The organism is Streptomyces liliifuscus, assembly GCF_016598615.1.
Lineage (GTDB): Bacteria > Actinomycetota > Actinomycetes > Streptomycetales > Streptomycetaceae > Streptomyces > Streptomyces liliifuscus.
Genome location: NZ_CP066831.1, coordinates 10,260,910 through 10,278,797, shown reverse-complemented (window position 1 = coordinate 10,278,797; position 17,888 = coordinate 10,260,910). Strand labels below are relative to the sequence as shown.

General features: G+C 71.2%; 16 protein-coding genes. 9 read left to right on the top strand and 7 right to left on the bottom strand.

Annotated features, from left to right (window positions below):
- Positions 1–61: 61 nt before the first annotated feature.
- From JEQ17_RS44840 to JEQ17_RS44810, 7 genes are all read left to right on the top strand, one after another.
- Positions 62–1,084 (top strand): NAD(P)/FAD-dependent oxidoreductase, encoded by a 1,023-nt coding sequence (locus JEQ17_RS44840; RefSeq protein ID WP_200400682.1) that lies wholly within the window; start codon positions 62–64, stop codon positions 1,082–1,084.
- Position 1,085: 1 nt separating this feature from the next.
- Positions 1,086–1,421: a ferredoxin gene (gene fdxA, locus JEQ17_RS44835; RefSeq protein WP_200400681.1), complete on the top strand. Its 336-nt coding sequence runs from the start codon at positions 1,086–1,088 to the stop codon at positions 1,419–1,421.
- A complete protein-coding gene (gene mhpD / locus JEQ17_RS44830; RefSeq protein ID WP_200400680.1) occupies positions 1,418–2,212 on the top strand; it encodes a 2-keto-4-pentenoate hydratase in 795 nt (264 codons plus the stop codon). The genes fdxA and mhpD overlap by 4 nt, the downstream gene beginning before the upstream one ends.
- Complete coding sequence (locus JEQ17_RS44825; RefSeq protein WP_200400679.1) at positions 2,209–3,150, top strand: acetaldehyde dehydrogenase (acetylating); 942 nt, start codon at positions 2,209–2,211, stop codon at positions 3,148–3,150. Before mhpD ends, JEQ17_RS44825 begins: the two co-directional genes overlap by 4 nt.
- Positions 3,147–4,160 carry a 4-hydroxy-2-oxovalerate aldolase gene (dmpG, locus tag JEQ17_RS44820; RefSeq protein ID WP_200400678.1) on the top strand — a complete coding sequence of 338 codons (1,014 nt, stop codon included), beginning with the start codon at positions 3,147–3,149 and terminating at the stop codon, positions 4,158–4,160. The genes JEQ17_RS44825 and dmpG overlap by 4 nt, the downstream gene beginning before the upstream one ends.
- A 134-nt stretch (positions 4,161–4,294) precedes the next feature.
- Entirely contained in the window at positions 4,295–5,338 is a 1,044-nt protein-coding gene (locus JEQ17_RS44815) for an LLM class flavin-dependent oxidoreductase (protein ID WP_267924847.1), read from the top strand.
- The gene (locus JEQ17_RS44810; RefSeq protein WP_200400676.1) at positions 5,335–6,129 is read left to right on the top strand and encodes an alpha/beta fold hydrolase; all 795 of its coding nucleotides are present in this window, start codon (positions 5,335–5,337) and stop codon (positions 6,127–6,129) included. The genes JEQ17_RS44815 and JEQ17_RS44810 overlap by 4 nt, the downstream gene beginning before the upstream one ends.
- Positions 6,130–6,251: 122 nt before the next feature.
- On the opposite strand, the gene JEQ17_RS44805 is transcribed toward JEQ17_RS44810, so the two are convergent.
- Both JEQ17_RS44805 and JEQ17_RS44800 read right to left on the bottom strand, forming a co-directional pair.
- Positions 6,252–7,823 (bottom strand): AbgT family transporter, encoded by a 1,572-nt coding sequence (locus tag JEQ17_RS44805; protein ID WP_200400675.1) that lies wholly within the window; start codon positions 7,821–7,823, stop codon positions 6,252–6,254.
- Positions 7,823–9,133 carry a metal-dependent hydrolase family protein gene (locus tag JEQ17_RS44800; protein ID WP_200400674.1) on the bottom strand — a complete coding sequence of 437 codons (1,311 nt, stop codon included), beginning with the start codon at positions 9,131–9,133 and terminating at the stop codon, positions 7,823–7,825. The genes JEQ17_RS44805 and JEQ17_RS44800 overlap by 1 nt, the downstream gene beginning before the upstream one ends.
- A 183-nt stretch (positions 9,134–9,316) precedes the next feature.
- On the opposite strand from JEQ17_RS44800, the gene JEQ17_RS44795 reads away from it, so the two are divergent.
- Both JEQ17_RS44795 and JEQ17_RS44790 read left to right on the top strand, forming a co-directional pair.
- Entirely contained in the window at positions 9,317–10,378 is a 1,062-nt protein-coding gene (locus JEQ17_RS44795) for an Lrp/AsnC family transcriptional regulator (protein WP_234048607.1), read from the top strand.
- A gap of 79 nt (positions 10,379–10,457) precedes the next feature.
- A complete protein-coding gene (locus JEQ17_RS44790; RefSeq protein WP_200400672.1) occupies positions 10,458–11,267 on the top strand; it encodes an IclR family transcriptional regulator in 810 nt (269 codons plus the stop codon).
- 62 nt (positions 11,268–11,329) lie between these two features.
- Here the strand turns inward: JEQ17_RS44790 and JEQ17_RS44785 are convergent, their stop codons facing one another.
- The 5 genes from JEQ17_RS44785 to JEQ17_RS44765 all read right to left on the bottom strand — a co-directional run bounded on the left by JEQ17_RS44785 (position 11,330) and on the right by JEQ17_RS44765 (position 17,888).
- A complete protein-coding gene (locus JEQ17_RS44785; RefSeq protein ID WP_200400671.1) occupies positions 11,330–12,010 on the bottom strand; it encodes a TetR/AcrR family transcriptional regulator in 681 nt (226 codons plus the stop codon).
- Positions 11,977–14,016 carry a CocE/NonD family hydrolase gene (locus JEQ17_RS44780; RefSeq protein WP_234048606.1) on the bottom strand — a complete coding sequence of 680 codons (2,040 nt, stop codon included), beginning with the start codon at positions 14,014–14,016 and terminating at the stop codon, positions 11,977–11,979. The genes JEQ17_RS44785 and JEQ17_RS44780 overlap by 34 nt, the downstream gene beginning before the upstream one ends.
- A gap of 247 nt (positions 14,017–14,263) precedes the next feature.
- The gene (locus JEQ17_RS44775) at positions 14,264–16,036 is read right to left on the bottom strand and encodes an ATP-binding cassette domain-containing protein (RefSeq protein ID WP_200400669.1); all 1,773 of its coding nucleotides are present in this window, start codon (positions 16,034–16,036) and stop codon (positions 14,264–14,266) included.
- A complete protein-coding gene (locus JEQ17_RS44770) occupies positions 16,036–16,935 on the bottom strand; it encodes an ABC transporter permease (RefSeq protein ID WP_189839079.1) in 900 nt (299 codons plus the stop codon). The genes JEQ17_RS44775 and JEQ17_RS44770 overlap by 1 nt, the downstream gene beginning before the upstream one ends.
- Positions 16,932–17,888 (bottom strand): ABC transporter permease, encoded by a 957-nt coding sequence (locus JEQ17_RS44765; protein ID WP_200400668.1) that lies wholly within the window; start codon positions 17,886–17,888, stop codon positions 16,932–16,934. Before JEQ17_RS44765 ends, JEQ17_RS44770 begins: the two co-directional genes overlap by 4 nt.

The following is a 17,888-nucleotide window of genomic DNA, read 5'->3' as shown; positions in this document are numbered from 1 at the left end:
GTCCCGTCAGGCGGACCGGTTCCATTGGGCGGTGGCTCGCCCGTCCATACGCTCCTGGACCATGAGCGTTCCTACTGATGAGCCGGTCGCCCCGGACGAGTCGTCGGTGATCGAGACCGACATCCTGATCATCGGCGCCGGACCGTCGGGCCTGTACGGCGCCTACTGCGCGGGCTTCCGCGGACTCAACGTCACGGTCATGGACGTCCTGCCCCAGTGCGGCGGCCAGATCAGCGCGATGTACCCCGAGAAGCCCATCTTCGACATCGCCGGTTTCCCGGCGGTGCGCGGCCGCGACCTGGTCGACAGTCTGGTCGCCCAGGCACAGCCGTACGGTCCCCGCTACCTCCTGGGACACCGGGCACTCCACATCACCCACGAGACCGACGGCCGGCCGGTCGTACACGGCGACAAGGGAACTGCCGTGCGGGCCGGGGCAGTTGTGATCACCGGCGGGGTCGGGACCTTCACTCCCAGGCAGCTCCCCGCGGGCGAGGACTATCTCGGCCGCGGCCAGGTCTACTTCGTACCCGACCCGGTCGAGCACACCGACCAGGACGTCGTGGTCGTCGGCGGCGGTGACAGCGCCTTCGACTGGGCGGCGACGCTGGCCCCGATCGCCCGGTCGGTCCGGCTCGTCCACCGCACGGAGCGCTTCCGGGCCCATCGGGCAACCGTGGACAAGGTACGGGCCCTGGGCATCGAGATCATCACGGACTCCGAGGTGAGCGCCCTGCACGGGGCGTCCCGGGTCGAGCGGATCGAGGTCCGGCACCGCACCACGAAGGCCACCCGGCTCCTGCCCGCACACACCGTCGTCGCCGCTCTCGGCTTCATCGCCGACCTCGGCCCGCTCAAGGACTGGGGGCTGGAGCTCCGGGCGCGGCGGATCGCCGTGGACACCCGGATGGCCACCAACCTGCCCCGCGTGTTCGCCGCGGGCGACATCACCGACTACCCGGGCAAGGTCCGGCTGATCGCCGTGGGCTTCGGCGAGGTCGCCACCGCGGTCAACAACGCGGCCACCGTCATCGATCCGGAGGCGGCCCTGTTCCCCGGGCACTCCACGGAGAAGGAGAACTGACATGGCGTACGTCATCGGGTCGGCCTGTGTCGACATCATGGACCGGTCCTGCATGGAGGAGTGTCCGGTCGACTGCATCTACGAGGGCGAGCGCAAGCTCTACATCAACCCGGTGGAGTGCATCGACTGCGGCGCCTGCGAGACGGCCTGTCCGGAACAGGCCATCGCCGTCGACCGCCTCGCCGACCCCGAGTTCCGCGCGGACAACCGCCGCTTCTTCGAGGAGCCGCTGCCGGGGCGTGCGGGGCCGCTGGGCACACCGGGCGGGGCGACCGGCCTCGGTCCCGTGGGCGTCGACACCCTGCTCGTCACCTCCACCGCGGGCGGCGCACGATGACCGCCCCGGAGGTGGTCAAGGCGGCCGACGAACTGCGGGAGGCTTCGCGCACGAACACGGCCTGCGCTCCGGTACGCACGTACGTCACCGGTGTGGAGGCCGCCTACGCCGTGCAGCGCCTGAACGTCGAGCGCGGTGTGGCGGCAGGTCGGCGGATCGTGGGCCGCAAGGTCGGTCTGACCTCGCCCGCCGTCCAGGCCCAACTCGGTGTGGACCAGCCCGACTTCGGGACGCTGTTCGCCGACATGGCGGTGGCGGAGGATGGTTCGGTCCCGGCCGGGCGGCTGATCCAGCCGAAGGTGGAGGCGGAGGTGGCCCTCGTCCTCAAGGCCGATCTGCCGCACCGGGACTGCACGGTGGTGGACGTGCTGCGGGCGACGGACTTCGCGCTGCCCGCGCTGGAGATCGTGGACAGCCGGATCGCCGGCTGGGACATCGGCCTCGTGGACACGGTCGCGGACAACGCCTCCAGCGGCCTGTTCGTTCTCGGGGGAACTCCCGTACCGCTCACGGGACTTGATCTGCGGGGCGTACGGATGACGATGACGCGGGCCGGCGAGGTGGTCTCCGAAGGCACCGGTGCCGACTGTCTGGGCAGCCCGCTCAACGCGGCGGCCTGGCTCGCCTCCACCCTGGCCGCCATGGGCGATCCGCTGCGGGCCGGGGACGTCGTGCTCACCGGAGCCCTCGGGCCGATGGCGGTCGCCGCCCCGGGTGACCGCTTCGAGGCACGCATCAGCCAACTCGGCCGATTGGCAGTGGAGTTCGCGACGGAGGGAGACAGGTCATGAGCACCCGTACGAAGGTGGCCGTCATCGGCTCCGGGAACATCGGCACCGATCTCATGATCAAGGTGCTGCGGTTGTCCGAGGAGCTGGAGATCGCCGCGATGGCCGGCATCGACCCGGAGTCGGACGGCCTGGCCCGCGCCCGCCGCCTCAAGGTGGCCACCACGCACGAGGGCGTCGACGGCCTGACCACCCTGGACGAGTTCGCCGACGTCAGGATCGTCTTCGACGCCACCTCGGCGGGCGCCCACCGCCGCCACGACCACGTACTGCGGGGTCTTGGACGCACGGTCGTCGACCTCACCCCGGCCGCCCTGGGCCCGTACGTGGTGCCGCCGGTCAACGCCGACGCCCATCTCGACAGCACGAACGTCAACATGGTCACCTGTGGTGGACAGGCCACGATCCCGATCGTCGCCGCCGTCTCGGCCGTGACCCCCGTGCACTACGGGGAGATCGTGGCCTCGATCGCCTCCCGCTCCGCCGGTCCCGGCACACGGGCCAACATCGACGAGTTCACGGAGACCACGGCCTCCGCGATCGAGAAGGTCGGCGGCGCGGCCCGCGGCAAGGCGATCATCGTGCTCAACCCGGCCGAACCGCCGCTGATCATGCGGGACACCGTGCACTGCCTGGTCTCCGCATGCGACGAGCAGGCGGTGACCGCGTCGGTCGAGGAGATGGTCGGGCGCGTTCAGGCCTATGTGCCGGGCTACCGCCTGAAGCAGAGGGTGCAGTTCGAGCAGGTCGGCACCGACGACCCGCTGCGCTCGCTCGTGCCCGCCGGCGCCACACCGCTGAAGGTGTCGGTGTTCCTGGAGGTCGAGGGCGCCGCCCACTACCTGCCCGCCTACGCGGGCAACCTCGACATCATGACCTCGGCCGCGCTGCGCACCGCGGAACGCCTGGCCGCCCACCAGAGCGCGGAGGCCACCAAGTGACCACGCTGTACGTCCAGGACGTGACCCTGCGGGACGGCATGCACGCCGTCCGGCACCGCTACACCACCGCCCAGGCCCGCACCATCGCCGCCGCCCTCGACACCGCCGGGGTGCGTGCCGTCGAGGTCTCCCACGGCGACGGACTCGCGGGCTCCAGCATCACCTACGGAGTGGGCGCGCACACCGACTGGGAATGGATCGAGGCGGTCGTCGACGCCGTGCACCGGGCGATCCCGACCACCCTCCTCCTGCCCGGCATAGGCACCGTCCACGACCTCAAACAGGCGCACTCCCTGGGCATCCGCTCGGTGCGGGTCGCCACCCACTGCACCGAGGCCGACATCTCCGCCCAGCACATCGCCGCCGCGCGCGAGCTGGGCATGGACGTCGCCGGGTTCCTGATGATGTCCCACATGGCCGAACCGGCCGAACTGGCCCGCCAGGCCAAGCTGATGGAGTCGTACGGCGCGCACTGTGTATACGTCACCGACTCCGGCGGCCGCCTGACGATGGACGGCGTTCGCGACCGTTTCCGCGCCTACCGGGACGTCCTGTCCCCCGAAACGGAACTGGGCATCCACGCCCACCACAACCTCGGCCTGGGCGTCGCCAACAGCGTGGTGGCCGTGGAGAACGGCGTCACCCGCGTCGACGCCTCGCTCGCCGGACAGGGCGCCGGGGCGGGCAACTGCCCCCTCGAAGCGTTCGTCGCGGTGGCCGACCTGATGGGCTGGGACCACGGCTGCGACCTCTTCCCGCTCATGGACGCGGCCGACGATCTCGTCCGCCCGCTCCAGGACAGGCCGGTTCGCGTGGACCGCGAGACCCTCAGTCTCGGCTACGCGGGCGTGTACTCCAGCTTCCTGCGCCACGCCGAGACCGCGGCCACCCGCCACGGCCTGGACACGCGCGAAATCCTCGTGGAAGTGGGCCGCCGCCGAATGGTGGGCGGCCAGGAGGACATGATCACGGACGTGGCCCTGGACCTCGCGGCAAGGAGCGAGAAATGACGGCGCCCCACAAGGGGCGCGGGGAACTGCGCGCCCAGCCACAACCAGCCGGCAGCCAAGGACCAACCCTTCCGGCGGGGCGCTCGGCGCAGCCGGCGCCGCCGCCGGACGCAGCGGCCGCCAACCACCCCCCGCTGCGCGTGGGCATACGCATCCCCCCGTGCGACCGAGCCGACCGCGTGGTCGAAACAGTCCGCCACGCGGAATCCACCGGCTTCGACGACGCCTGGTTCCCCGACTCACAACTGCTGTGGCGCGACGTGTTCACCACCCTGACCGCCGCCGCCCTGGGCACAGAACGCATCGGCCTCGGTACGGCGGTCACCAATCTCGCGACGAGGCACCCAGCCGTGGTCGCGTCGGCCGCCCGCAGTGTGGCCGAACTGGCACCCGGCAGGTTCAAGCTCGGCCTCGGCGTGGGCAACAGCTCGGTCGGTCCCGTCGGCCTGCGGCAGACGACCTCGGCGGAGATGCGCGAGGGCCTGGGCCTGCTGCGCGCCCTGCTGGACGGCGAGGAGTGGGAGTTCGAGGGCAAGGTCCGCTCGCGGCTGCGCGACCCCGGGCCCGGCGTGCCTCTCCACCTCGCCGCGAGCGGGCCCAGGAACCTGCGGCTCGCCGGAGAGATCGCCGACGGTGTGATCCTCCTCAGCGGCATCTCGCCCACCACCCTCGCGAGTGCCACCGCCCGGGTCCGGGAAGGCGCAGAGACTGCGGGCCGCGCGGCCGACGCGATACCGCTGACCGTCTCCGCGTTCTGCGCGGTGACCGACGACGTGGCGGCCGAGGCTCGGCTGCTCAAGCCGATCTGCGCGTCGATCGCCCAGAACGGCGGCGCGTCCTTCCTCGCCCTGGCGGGGATCGACGTCGACGTGCCGGCACACGTGGAGGGGATCTACCCCGACCTCGTGCACGCCGAGGACTGGCCCAGGGCCGTCGAGATCTGCTCGGCCTGGATCAGCGACGAGAACGCGCTCCGCTTCGCCGAGGAGTTCTGCCTCTTCGGCACCCCGGCCCGGATCGCGGAACGCCTCCGGGCCCTGCACGCGGCCGGAGTCACCGGCGTCCTGCTCCAGCACGTCGGCTCGTACGATCCGCCCACCGCACTCATCGAGGCCATCGGCGAGTCGGTGCTGCCGACCCTCGCCCCCTCCACTCCCGGAAAGGCCGACCCCGGATGACGGACACCCTGCGACGAGGCTACGCACCCAGCCCCTTCGGGCAGTTGCACTATGTGGAGTGCGGTGCCGGCGAGCCCGTCCTGCTGCTCCACCAGACCCCGCGCTCCTGGACCGAGTACCTCGACGTGCTGCCCCTGGTCGGCACGGCGCACCGGGCCATCGCCATGGACACATTGGGCTTCGGCGCCTCCGCGAAACCGACAGGACCGCACTCCATCGAGCTCTTCGCCGACGCCGCCGGCGCACTCGTCGACGCCCTGGGACTGGAACGCTTCCACCTGGTCGGGCACCACACGGGCGGCGTGATCGCTGTGGAGCTCGCGGCCCGCTACCAGGACCGCGTCGCCAGCGTGCTGCTGTCGGCCACGCCCTTCATCGACGACGAGAAACGCCGTACGGCGGCCGAGCGCAAGCCCGTCGACCACGTCGTGCCCAAGGCGGACGGCTCACACCTGCTGGAGCTGTGGAACCGGCGCCGCGGCTTCTACGAGGAAGGCCAGGAGGCGGCTCTGAACCGGTTCATGGTCGACGCGCTGACCGTGCTCGACCGGGTGGAGGAGGGCCACGAGGCGGTACGGCGGTACGGCATGGACCAGCGGCTGCCGGACATCACGGCCCGTACGCTCGCCGTCTGTGCCCCGGGGGACCACTACTCGCTGCCCGGGCTTGCGAAGTTCGCCGCGGCCCTCGGATGCGAGACCCGGGTCCTTTCCGGCGGCCATGTCCCCGTACCCGAGCAGTTGCCCGAGGAGTTCGCGAAGGTCGTGCTGGAATGGACGGCTCGCGGCTGAGACGAGGCGGCGCGGACGGCGTACGGAAACCGTCTGCGCCGTCGCCGTCGTCGCGTGAGCCGACGGCACATGGCCGACTCCACCGGATCTCACCGGTGGAGTCGGCCTGCTGTGTGCGGGGGTCACTTCAGACCGATGTCGGCGCCGGGTCCGAGCGGCAGGTCGAAGCCGTAGAAGATGCCCAGGATCGCCAGCCACACGAGCATGAACGGCACCACGAAGATGGCCAGCCGGGAGATGAGCGTGCCGAGCTTCGCGTCGGGCTCGTACTGGCGGAGCATCGCCAGGATCAGGAACACATAGGGGTTCATCGGGGTGATCACGCCGGTCGCCGAGTCACCGATGCGGAAGGCCGCCTGGGTGAGCGCCGGGCTCATCCCCATGAGCATGAACGCGGGGACGAAGACCGGGCCGACCAGGGACCACAGGGCCGAGCCGGAGAGGATGAACAGGTTGAGGCAGGAGACCAGCAGAACGAACACCAGGATCGCCCAGAAGCCGGTCACGCCCATCGAGTCGAACAGCGCGGCGCCCTTCACCGCCAGCAGCACACCGACGTTCGACCAGGTGAAGAGGGCGATGACCTGGGCGGCGACGAACATCATCACGAGGTAGCCGGACATGGTCCGCACCGAGTCGGTGATGGCCGTGGTCACGTCCTCGGCGCTGGTCAGCTGCTTCACGCTGAAGCCGTACGTCAGTCCGGCCAGCAGGAAGGCGCCGAACAGGACGGGGACGATGCCGGAGAGCAGCGGAGAGGGCACGAAGGCCCCGCCCTCGCCGCGCAGCGGCGCGCCTTCCGGCAGCCACAGGGAGAGCACGCCGGCCAGGTAGACGAGGACGACCAGCGTGGTGCGCAGCAGCGCCCGCCGCTGGACCGGCGTGAGCGTGAGGTCGCGGTCCTCGGGCTCCTCGCCGACGGGCTCGTAGGTGCCGAGCCTCGGTTCGAGGACGCGGCTGATGAGGAATCCGCCCACCGCGGCCAGTACGAGGCTGCTCGCGGCCGTGAAGAAGTAGTTGATGAGCAGATGGATGTCGAGGCCGTCGGCGGCGGGGAGCACCGAGGCAGCCTGCTGGGTGATGCCGACGTACAGGGCGTCGAGGGAGCCGATGGTGAACCCGGCCGCGTAGCCGGCGGTGACACAGGCGAAGCCGCCGATGAGGCCCGCGACGGGGTGGCGTCCGGCGCTCTTGAAGACCAGGGCGGCCAGCGGGGGCAGCACGATCGCGGCGACGTCGCTCATCATGTGCGCCTGGCTGGCGATGAGCGCCACCGCGTACGGCAGCACCGGGCGGGGCACCCTGGCGAGCGTCGCCCGCATCAGGGTCTCCAGCAGGCCAGTCTTCTCGCAGAGCCCCACCACCATGATCAGCACCAGTACGGCGCCGATCGGGGGGAAGGTGGCGAAGTTGACGACGAGGTTCTGCACCAGCCAGCTCACGCCGTCGCCGGTGAGGAGGCCGGTGATGTGCTTGGTCTCGTCGCTGCCGGGGACCTCGACGGACACGCCGCCCAGGTCGAGTGCGGTGGAGACGAGGGCCAGCAGGAGGAACAGGCCGGCGAACAGGACCACCGGGTTGGGCAGGGCGTTCCCGGCCCGCTCGATGAGCGCGAGTATCCGGTCGAGAGGGGTGGCTCTTCCGGTGTCCGGGGATTTGGCGGGTGGCGCGGGGAGGTCGGTCTGTGAGGACATCAGGGCCGCCTTCCGGTGGGGAGGGTGTCGGTGGCCGGGGCCGTGGCCCGGAGGTTCAGGAGGTCCTTGCGGACGACGCCGTCCTGGACGACGCACACGATGTTGGCCGGGTCGCCGAGGACGCCGATGTCCCGGAGCGGATCGCCGTCACAGAGGACCAGGTCCGCGGTGCGGCCGGCGGTGAGGGTGCCGAGCCGGTCGGCGACGCCGAGGAGTTCGGCGGAGGTGCGGGTGCCGGCGACGATGGCGGCCATGGGGTCCATGCCGAGGTCCACCAGATAGCTGAGTTCCATCAGGTTCACGCCGTGCGGGCCGACCGCCGCGTCGGTGCCCAGCGCGATCCGGGCACCGTACTCGATGGCCCGGGCGATGTTCTCCTTGGTGGTGCCGGACCAGCGGACCTTCTTCTGGTAGTGGTAGTCCGGCATCGTGTCCTTGTTGATGCCCGCGTACACGGTGGACAGCGTCGGTACGACGAAGACGCCGCGTTCGCCCGCCATGTCCAGCGCGCGGTCGTCCAGGCCGTAGCCGTGCTCGATGCTGGTGACTCCGCCGCGGATCGCGGTGAGGATGCCCGCGTTGCCCTGGGCGTGGGCCGCGACCGGCTTGCCGCCGTGGCGCCCGGCCTCGTCCACGACCGCGCGGATCTCCTCCTCCAGCAGGCCTTCGTCGTCGGGGTCGTCGTAGGGGCTGCCCATGCCGCCGGTGGCGCAGACCTTCACCAGGTCGGCGCCGTCGCGCAGGACCCGGCGCACCGCGAGCCTGGCCGCGTCGGTGCTGTCCGCGATCTCGGACATCCCGGCGCTCAGATCCGTACCGTCGGGCAGGCGCACGTCGGCGTGGCCGCCGGTGTGGCTGATGATGCGGACGGCCGTGTGCAGGCGCGGGCCCACCGTCCGGCCGGTCTCGACGGCCGTGCGGTAGCCCGCCGACAGACCGCCCAGATCGCGGGCGGTGGTGATTCCGGCGTCGAGGGTCTGGCGCAGCCGCGCTGCCGTGTCCAGGGTGACCAGGACCGGGTCGAGTTCCGCGCGGCGGCTGGGCGGCGAGCCCTGCGCGTAGGCGAGGTGGACGTGGCAGTCGAAGAAGCCGGGCAGTACGGTGCGTCCACCGGCGTCGACGACATGGACCGAGGAGTCAGTGGCGGCCGGGGGTTCGGTCGCGGCCGCTCCGGCGTAGGTGATGGTGCCCTGGGCATCGATGGTGACGACGGCGTCGTCCACGGGGGACGAGCCGGTGCCGTCGATGAGCCGGGCGTTGTGGATCCGCAGCGCGGTCCGCGTGGTCTCCGGGGGCGTGGCGAGGGTCATGGGGCGGGGTCACTCCTCCGTAGTGGATGCAGGCGAAGGGAGTGTGGAATGCAAAGAAAAACCTGGTGTGACGGTGCAGATTTCTCGCCGGATTCCGTCGACGTGCGCAGAGATGCGCCGCCCATGGGTGTGCAGGATTCTGCCGCGCCGGTTTCCTTGCCCGGGGCGGCGGCGGGGGGCTCCATGGAGCTCGACGAACTGGACCGGGGCGTCGTGCACGTCCTGCAGATCCATCCGAGGGCCCCGTGGACGCTGGTCGGCGAGGTGCTGGGGGTCAACCCGGTCACGGCCGCGCGGCGCTGGCACCGGCTGGAGGAGGCGGGCCTGGCCTGGGTGACCGCCTATCCCCGGCTGTCCAACTCGCGGATCGTGGTGACCGGTGTGGTGGAGATCGACACCGAGCCGGGTGTCGCCGAGGACGTGGCGATGGCCATCGCCCGGGATCCGTCGGTGGCGAACATCAAGCTCACTGCGGGCGGCCGGGATCTGGTGACCGCCGTGCAGGCCCGCAGCCTGGACGAGTTGGGGCGCCTGTCCACACTGCTGTTCCAGCGGACACCGGGGGTACGGGCGACGCGTACGCATGTGTCGACGGGCGTCCCCACCGAGGGCAGCCGGTGGCGGCTGCGCAGCCTGGACGAGGCCCAGAGCGCGCGGGTCGAGGCGGCGGCCCCGCCGTCCGTGCTGCCCGCGCACTCGGCCGAGAGCCGCTGGGACGACCTGGACACGCGTCTGCTGGAGCTGCTGGGCACGGACGGGCGCATGTCGCTGCGCGATCTGTCGACGGCGACGGACACGAGCCTGACCACGGTGCGCCGCAGGCTGCAGTCGCTGCTCGCCGCCCGGCTGAGCCTGCGCTGCGATCTGGCCCGGCCCCTGTCGGGATGGCCGCTGTCCGCCGTGTACTTCGCCTCGGTCCCCGGCCAGTACGTGGAGGAGACCAGCCAGGTGCTGTCCGGGGTGCGCGAGGTCCGCTCGTGCGCCATCACGACCGGCCCGCACAACCTGGTGATCGACGTCTGGCTGCGCGATCTCCACGACGTGCACGCCTTCGAGGCCCACCTCTCGCGGCGGTTGCCCCGCCTCACCATCAGCGACCGCTCGGTGGTGCTGCGCACGGTCAAACACATGGGGCGGCTCCTGGACCGGGACGGCCGCTGCGTGGGCGTCGTCCCGCTCCGGCACCCCCAGGCACCTCACCCCACCGTCGAAAACGTCACAGCCAGTACATCGCCAGGAAATTGAGGAGCGCCTATATTTCATGTCCTCGTTCTGGTGGACGCCCCTTCCGGGGAACGCGCCACCGAGGTGAGGAGGACACATCGTGACAACCGCAAGCTCCCACCGTGAACGCGCGGACGTGACCGGAGGGGACGGGGAGCCTCCCAAGACGGTCCTCGGCAAGGTCGGGCTCATCCTGGGCGCCTTCCGGGACAACGACTTCTCGCTCAGCCTCACCGAGCTGACGGCCCGCACCGGGGTCGCGAAGGCCACCGTCCACCGCCTCTGCCAGGAACTGGTCGCCGGCGAACTCCTGGAGCGCGAGGGCTCCCACTACCGGCTCGGACTGCAGCTGTACGAGATCGGCCTGCGCGCACCCCGCCAGCGGACCCTGCGCGAGGCGGCACGGCCCGTCATCGAGAACCTCGCGCAGAGCCTCGACAACGCCATCACGCTGTCCGTGCCGAACGCGTCGGAACTGCTGTGCATCGAGAACGTCGGCGGGCACCGCAACCGGGCCAGGGCCAGCCTGGGCGGGCGGCACATGCAGCTGCACAGCACCGCAGCCGGGAAACTGACCCTGGCCATGCTCCCGGACCAGTACCCGCTGCCCGCGCTCGTGCCGCTGATGCTCCGCCGCACACCTCGCACCCTGACCGCCGCACAACTCCCCGACGAACTGGCCCGCATCAGGGAACAGGGCTACGCAACGGAGATCGAGGAACACCGCCCGGGCTATCTCGCCGTCGCGGTACCCGTGCGCGGTTCCGACCATCCGTATGCGGGCGCCCTGTCGGTGATCGCTCCCACGGCAGGCAGCAACATCGCCCGACTGCTGGTGGCCCTGACCACGGCATCACACACGATCACATCCCGACTGACCGTCTTCGAGGCGTACCGCGCCCCGCTGTGACGCCGACGACGCCGCGACCGGGGAGTTCCCGCTCCCGCACGAACCACGAACCCGTGAGCCGCCTACTGGCCACCGGTCCGCAGCTCCGACTCGACCAGTCGGTACAGGTGCCGACGGGCGTCCTCCGTGCTCAGTTCGGGCGACTGGCGCAGCCGCTGGAGGGCCAGTCCGTCCGAGAGGGCGGCGAAGCGGACGGTGAAGCCGGCCGGGTCCTCGCAGGCGAACTCCCCGTCGGCGACGCCCCGTTCGACCAGGGCACGGATCTGGCTGTGCCAGTCCTCGTACCGCTTGGCCTGGCCGCTCGCGAAGGCCTGCTCGGGGTCCTGGTCGCGGTCGCCCGCGCTCCAGTAGTCGAACCACATGCGCCAGTGCCGGTCGGTGTCCTCCGTGAACAGCGCGTCGATCAGCAGCCGCAGCGCCTCACCGCTGCCCGCCGCCTGCTCGGCGGCCTCGTTCAGCGCCGCGTAGTAGCGCTCGATGTGCAGCACCATCGCCTCGGAGAGGATCTCCTGCACACTGCCGAAGTGGTACGTGACCGTGCCCACCGACACCCCGGCCGCGGCGGCGACGTCCCGCACCCCCACCGACGCGTATCCGCGCTCGGCGATGAGCGGGACGGCGGCCTCCACGATGAGCCGGCGGCGGACCTCGGTGGGCTGACGGGTGCGGTCGGCGGCGGCGACGGCACGGCGGGGCGTCTTCGCGGCCTTCACGCCGACGTCCTCGGGGTGGTGCGGTGCCATGCGCGCTTGACCACTGTCTCTCCGTCCGCCCGTGTTTCCATGCGACTGTCCATGATGAACTCCGTGGCCGTGGCCCGCAGCTCCGTACGCGTCATGATCTCAGCGTCCCAGTCGTCGCCGCGCCGCAGCCGGATCGCCCACTCGGAGACGGCCACCGCCGACAGCGGGTCGTCGGCCCGTATCCGGTACGTCTCGCGGGCGCTCTCCTCGTAGCGCAGCCCGTCCGGGTAGACCCGCGATCCGCCGTAGTTCGGATCGACCTCCAGCGTCCACTCGCCCTTCGCCACGTCGTACGTGACCAGCCGCTCCGGTGCGGCCTCGGCGGACCGCTCGTAGGTGACGGGCAGGGGCGGGGCCTGCTCGGGCTCTTCGAACCGGATGGGCTCCCGGCCCTCCCCCGCGTTCTCCTCCTCGTCCGACGCGGGGTCCCGTACGGGAAGGAACAGGGCGCTGTCGGCGGGCAGCACGGTCAACTGCCCGCGCTCGCCGTGCGGCCACACCCAGGGCCAGTACGTGTCCGAGACGGCGACCCTGATGCGGTGGCCGGGCGGGAAGGCGTACCCGATGCCGTTGAGCTCGAACTCCACGGTCTCGTACGTGCCAGGGGTCCACTCCACGGCCCGGTCGCGCCCGTGCCTGCTGAGCAGGTTGAGGACGCCACGGGTGACGAGGGTGGACGAGCCGTCGGGCGCGACATCGCAGACACGGGCCACGACATGGGCGCGCGGCACCGCACTGTCGAGCCGGAGCCGAACACGCGGACGCCCCAGGATCTCCACCCGCCCGTCCAGCGGCGCCGAGTCGAAACAGACCGAACGGCCGTCCTCCTCCCGCTGATCGGGCGGCAGATCGCTCACGTTGCCGAAGGGGAAGAAGCGTCCGGCGTCGAGACCGGTGTGCTGCGGCGACCGTACGAGGACAGGGGCGGCGGTGCCCGTGCCCCCGAGCGGCCGCTCGTCCCAACTGACTCTCGGAGACGGCCAGTTGTTGTCACCGACCCAGCGTCCGGGCATCACGTCGTACGAAGTGGCGGGCGGGACCGGGTCGTTCAGCCAGGCGCGGAGTTTGGGCTCGCGCATGACGCCGGTGTCCTCGCCCTTGAGGTGCTGGTCCCACCAACGAAGGGTCTCCTGCAGAAACCCGATGGCCGGACCGGGCGGCAGACCGCGATCGGGGTACTGGTGCGACCAGGGCCCGATGATCCCCCGCACACGGTCGTCGGGCAGGTGTTCCACGAGCCGCAGCACGGTGTCGCGGTAGGGGTCGTTCCAGCCGCCGACGGCCAGGACCGCCGCGTCGATCGCCGAGTAGTCCTCGCAGACGCTGCCGTGCCGCCAGTAGTCGTCGCGTTGCTGGTGTGCCAGCCAGGTGTGCAGGAACGGGTCGAGGGCTTCGAGGCGCTCGCGCCACATCGGCAGCCAGCGGTCCTCGCCGACGCTCGTCGGGTCCGGCGGGCGGGCGGCGAACGCCAGCATCGTGCCCGCCCAGGCGAGCATGTCGATGCCGAGGACCGCGCCGCCCGTGTAGTGCACGTCGTTGTCGTACCGGTCGTCCGTCGAGCAGACCGTGACGATCGCCTTCAGGGGTTCGGGGGCGAGGGCGGCGATCTGGAGGGAGTTGAAGCCGCCCCAGGAGATGCCGAACATCCCGACCTTGCCGGTGCACCAGGGTTGCTCGGCCAGCCAGTTGACGACGTCCACGCCGTCCGCGAGTTCCTGTGCGTCGTACTCGTCGCCGGGGGTGCCCTCGCTGTCGCCGTGGCCTCGGATGTCGACGCGTACGGATGCGTAGCCGTGGCCGGCGTACCAGGGGTGGCGTTGGGCGTCGCGGGGGGCTGTCCAGTCGGTCTTGCGGTAGGGGAGGTATTCGAGGAGGGCGGGCACGGGTTTCGCCTCGGCGTCGGTCGGGCGCCAGATGCGGGCGTGCAGGTGCGTTCGCCCGTCCCGGGTGGGGATCCAGACATCCTCACGCGCGACCTGCCGGTCGAAGTGCTCGCGGTATTTCACGGGTCTCCTTGTGTGTGCGGGGGGGGCGGCGAGCGGGGGCTTGGGGGTGTTTTCGCCCCCGCCGCCCCTACCCATTCCCGTCACTACTCGGGGGCCGGCCCCCGAACCCCCGCTCCTCAAACGCCGGAGGGGCTGAATTTCAGCCCGTCCGGCGTTTGAGGACGAGCGCGTCAGCGCGATACGGGGGTCTGGGGGCGCAGCCCCCAGAAGGGACGGGAATGGGTAGGGGCGGCGGGGGCGAAAATCCCTACCCCACCCCCTCCCACCGCCGAACCCGATGCCCATCCCCCCGGTCGATCCACAGATCGTCCGGCTCCGCGGCGTCGGCCCAGTCCTCGACACCGTCGACAACGGACACAACGGACCCCGCCCTCGGCGAAGGCTCAAGCACGGCAGCCATCAACTGCCGCGTGTACGGATGCCCGGGCGAAGAGAACACCGCACCCGTGGGCCCCTCCTCCACCACAACCCCATGCCGCAACACGACAACCCGATCGGCAAGCCCCCGCACGACCGCGAGGTCATGGCTGATGAACAGACAGGCCAACTCCCGCTCCCGCCGCAGATCATCGAGCAACCGCAGCACATCGGCCTGCACGGACACGTCCAAGGCCGTAGTGATCTCGTCCGCGATGAGCACATCCGGCTCACCCGCAAGCGCCCGCGCGATCCCGATCCGCTGCCGCTGCCCACCGGAGAGCTGCGCGGGCAGCCGCTCGGCGAGGGCGGGCTCCAGACGCACGTCGGAGATGAGCTGCCGAGCCCGTTCGACGGCCTCGGCCCGCGAACCCACCGTGCCGAAGAACCGCAACGGCCGCCGCACGGCATCACCCACCGAACGACGCGGATTCAACGACGTATCGGCGTTCTGGAACACGAGCTGAACCCGCCGCCGGAGCGACAACGGCCGCTTCCCGGCGGGCCGGGCGAGGTCACCCGACTCACGGCCGCCCGACTCACGGTCACCGGACTCGCGATCGCCGGCCCCGTCGCCGCCCGACTCATGAGTCATCGTGCCGCCGGACGGCGTCCGCAGCCCCGCGAGAGCCCAGGCAAGCGTGGACTTGCCACTGCCCGACTCCCCCACGAGCGCGAGGACTTCACCGCGCCGGACGTCGAAGGAGACACCGTCCACGGCACGCGCGGTCCCGTAGTCGATCGTGACGTCCCGCGCGGACACGGCGACGGGAGCATCGCCGGACACGACAGCCTTCGGCCGCACCTCCCGCTCCCCCGCGGCCCCCACGAGCGCGAGCCCCTCGTCGTCGAGCCGCGGCACACTCGCCAACAGCCGTCTGGTGTACGGGTCCTGGGGCGCCGCGAACAACCGACCGGTCGGCGCCGCCTCCACGACCCGCCCCGATCTCAGCACGGTCACCTCGTCGGCCATGTGCGCGACGACACCGAGATCGTGGCTCACCAGCACGGCGGCCAGGCCGAGTTCGTCGCGGAGTGCTCCGATCAGGTCGAGAACCCCGCGCTGGGTGATGACGTCGAGCCCGGTCGTCGGCTCGTCGAGGACGAGGACCTTCGGGCGGGCGGCGATCGCCATGGCGATGGCGACGCGCTGCTGCTGGCCGCCGGAGAGTTCGTGCGGGTAGCGGCGGGCGAGTTCGGCGGGGCGGGGCAGCCGGACCTGTTCGAGAAGGTCCACGACGGGGACATCGCCGCCCGCCTCCGCGATCTGCCGTCCGATGCGCATGGAGGGGGTGAGCGCGTGCCCCGCGTTCTGCCCGACCATGGCGACGGTCCCGCCCCGTAGTCGCCTCAACTCCCTTGCGGGCAGGGCGAATACGTCGGACCCGCCGACGCGCACCGAGCCGCCCGTCACGCGCGACCCGTGCCGCAGGTGCCCCAGCAGCGTCGCCGCGACGGTCGACTTTCCGCTGCCCGACTCGCCGACCAGCGCATGGGTCTGCCCGGGCAGCACGTCCAGGGACGCCTCACGCACCACGGGCACATCGCGTCCGCCCGAACGATAGGCCACCGACAACCCGGTGACGGAGACGATCGCGGTCATCAGGACCCCTCCCTGATCCGGTCGACGCCCCATGCCTTGGAGAGGCCGTCGGCCGCGAGGTTGAGCCCCACCACGAGCGTGGCCAGGGCGATGATCGGTGCGAGGCTCGCCATCGGGACGACGGTGATGGCGGTGCGGTTCTCGGCGACCATCAGGCCCCAGTCCGGGGTGGGCGGATCCGCGCCGAAGCCGAGGAAGGACAGCGAGGAGATCAGCAGCACGACCCACGAGGCCCGCATCGCGAACTCGACGCACACCACGTCGGTGATGTTCGGCAGGATCTCCCGCCGGAGGATCGCCCAGGTGGACTCGCCCCTGGCCCGCGCCGCGGTCACGTAGTCCGCGGGCACGACCGCCAGCGCCGCCCCCCGCACGACACGTACGACCTGGGGGACGTACACGACGGCGATCGCCAGGACGATGACCGAGGGGCCGGTGCCCAGCGCGGTGACGATGACCAGCAGTGCCAGGACCGACGGCACGGACAACACCGCGTCCAGGACCCGCCCCAGCACGTCGTCGAACCAGCCGCCGCGCAGGGCTGCCGCGCATCCCACGACCGTGCCGATCAGCAGCGTCACGAGCGTGGCGGCGACGGAGACGCCGAGGGCGTACCGGCCGCCGTACAGGACGCGTGCCAGGACGTCACGGCCGTACTGGTCGGTGCCCGCCCAGTGTTCCCCGCTCGGTCCGAGCAGCGCCTGGTCGGCGTTGTTGGCGATGGGGTCGTAGGAGGTGAGGACCGGTGCGAGGAGCGCGATCAGGACGTGCACTGCGACGATCGCGAGGCCGATCGTGGCCGCCCGCGAGGAGCGCACCGTGCGCCAGGCGCGGGCCGCCGCGGAAGGTGGTGCGACGGGGACGGCGGGTGCCGGCGCCGGGGTGTCGAGGGTGGTCATCGGGTCCTCCCGCGCGTACGGAGCTTGGGGTTGAGGGCCATGGCGCCGAGGTCGGCGGCGAGGTTGCAGACCACGTACACGACCGCGCTGATCAGCGCGATGGCCTGGATGACAGGCAGGTCCCGGTTCTGCACGGAGGCGAGCATCAGCTTGCCGATGCCCGGGTAGTTGAAGACGTTCTCGACGACCGCGACCCCGCCGGCCAGCCAGGCGACGTTCAGCGCGATGACGTGCAGCGTCGGGAGCAGCGCACTGGGCAGTGCGTGCCGGGTGACGACCCGCCAGGTCGACAGGCCCTTGAGGCGGGCCGTGGTGACGTACTCGCTCGCCATGACGTCGATGACGGAGGTGCGGGCCATCCGGACGATGTACGCGGCCATGACGACGGCGAGCGCGAGGGCGGGAAGCCATACGGCGGGCATGAGTTGGCCGACGCTCGCCTCGGGGCCGTACAGGACGACCGCCGGGAACCACGGCAGGGCGACCGAGAAGCAGAGCACCAGGACGGTGGCGACGACGAACTCGGGGACGCTCATCCCGATCAGGCTGACCGTGGAAATGAGGTGGTCCGGCCAGCGGTCGCGGTACAGGCCCGCGAGGATGCCGAGGACGATCGAGCCGGTGACGGCGAAGAGGACGGTCACCAGGGCGATGAGCGCGGAGTTGCCGAGATACAGGCCGACTTCGCCGCCGACCGCCTTGCCTGACACGAGGGAGAGGCCGAAGTCGCCGTGCAGGGCGCCGCCGATCCAGTCGATGTACCGCTCCCAGGCGGGCTGGTCGAGCTTCAGTTTCTCGCGGAGGGCGGAGACGGCGTCCGGGGTCGCGTCCTTGCCGAGGACCTGGGTGGCGACGTCACCGGGCAGGGCCTGTACGGCGAGGAAGACGAGGATGGAGGAGAGGAAGAGCGTGCCGATGGCGGCTCCCGCTCTGCGGGCTATGAAGGAGAACAT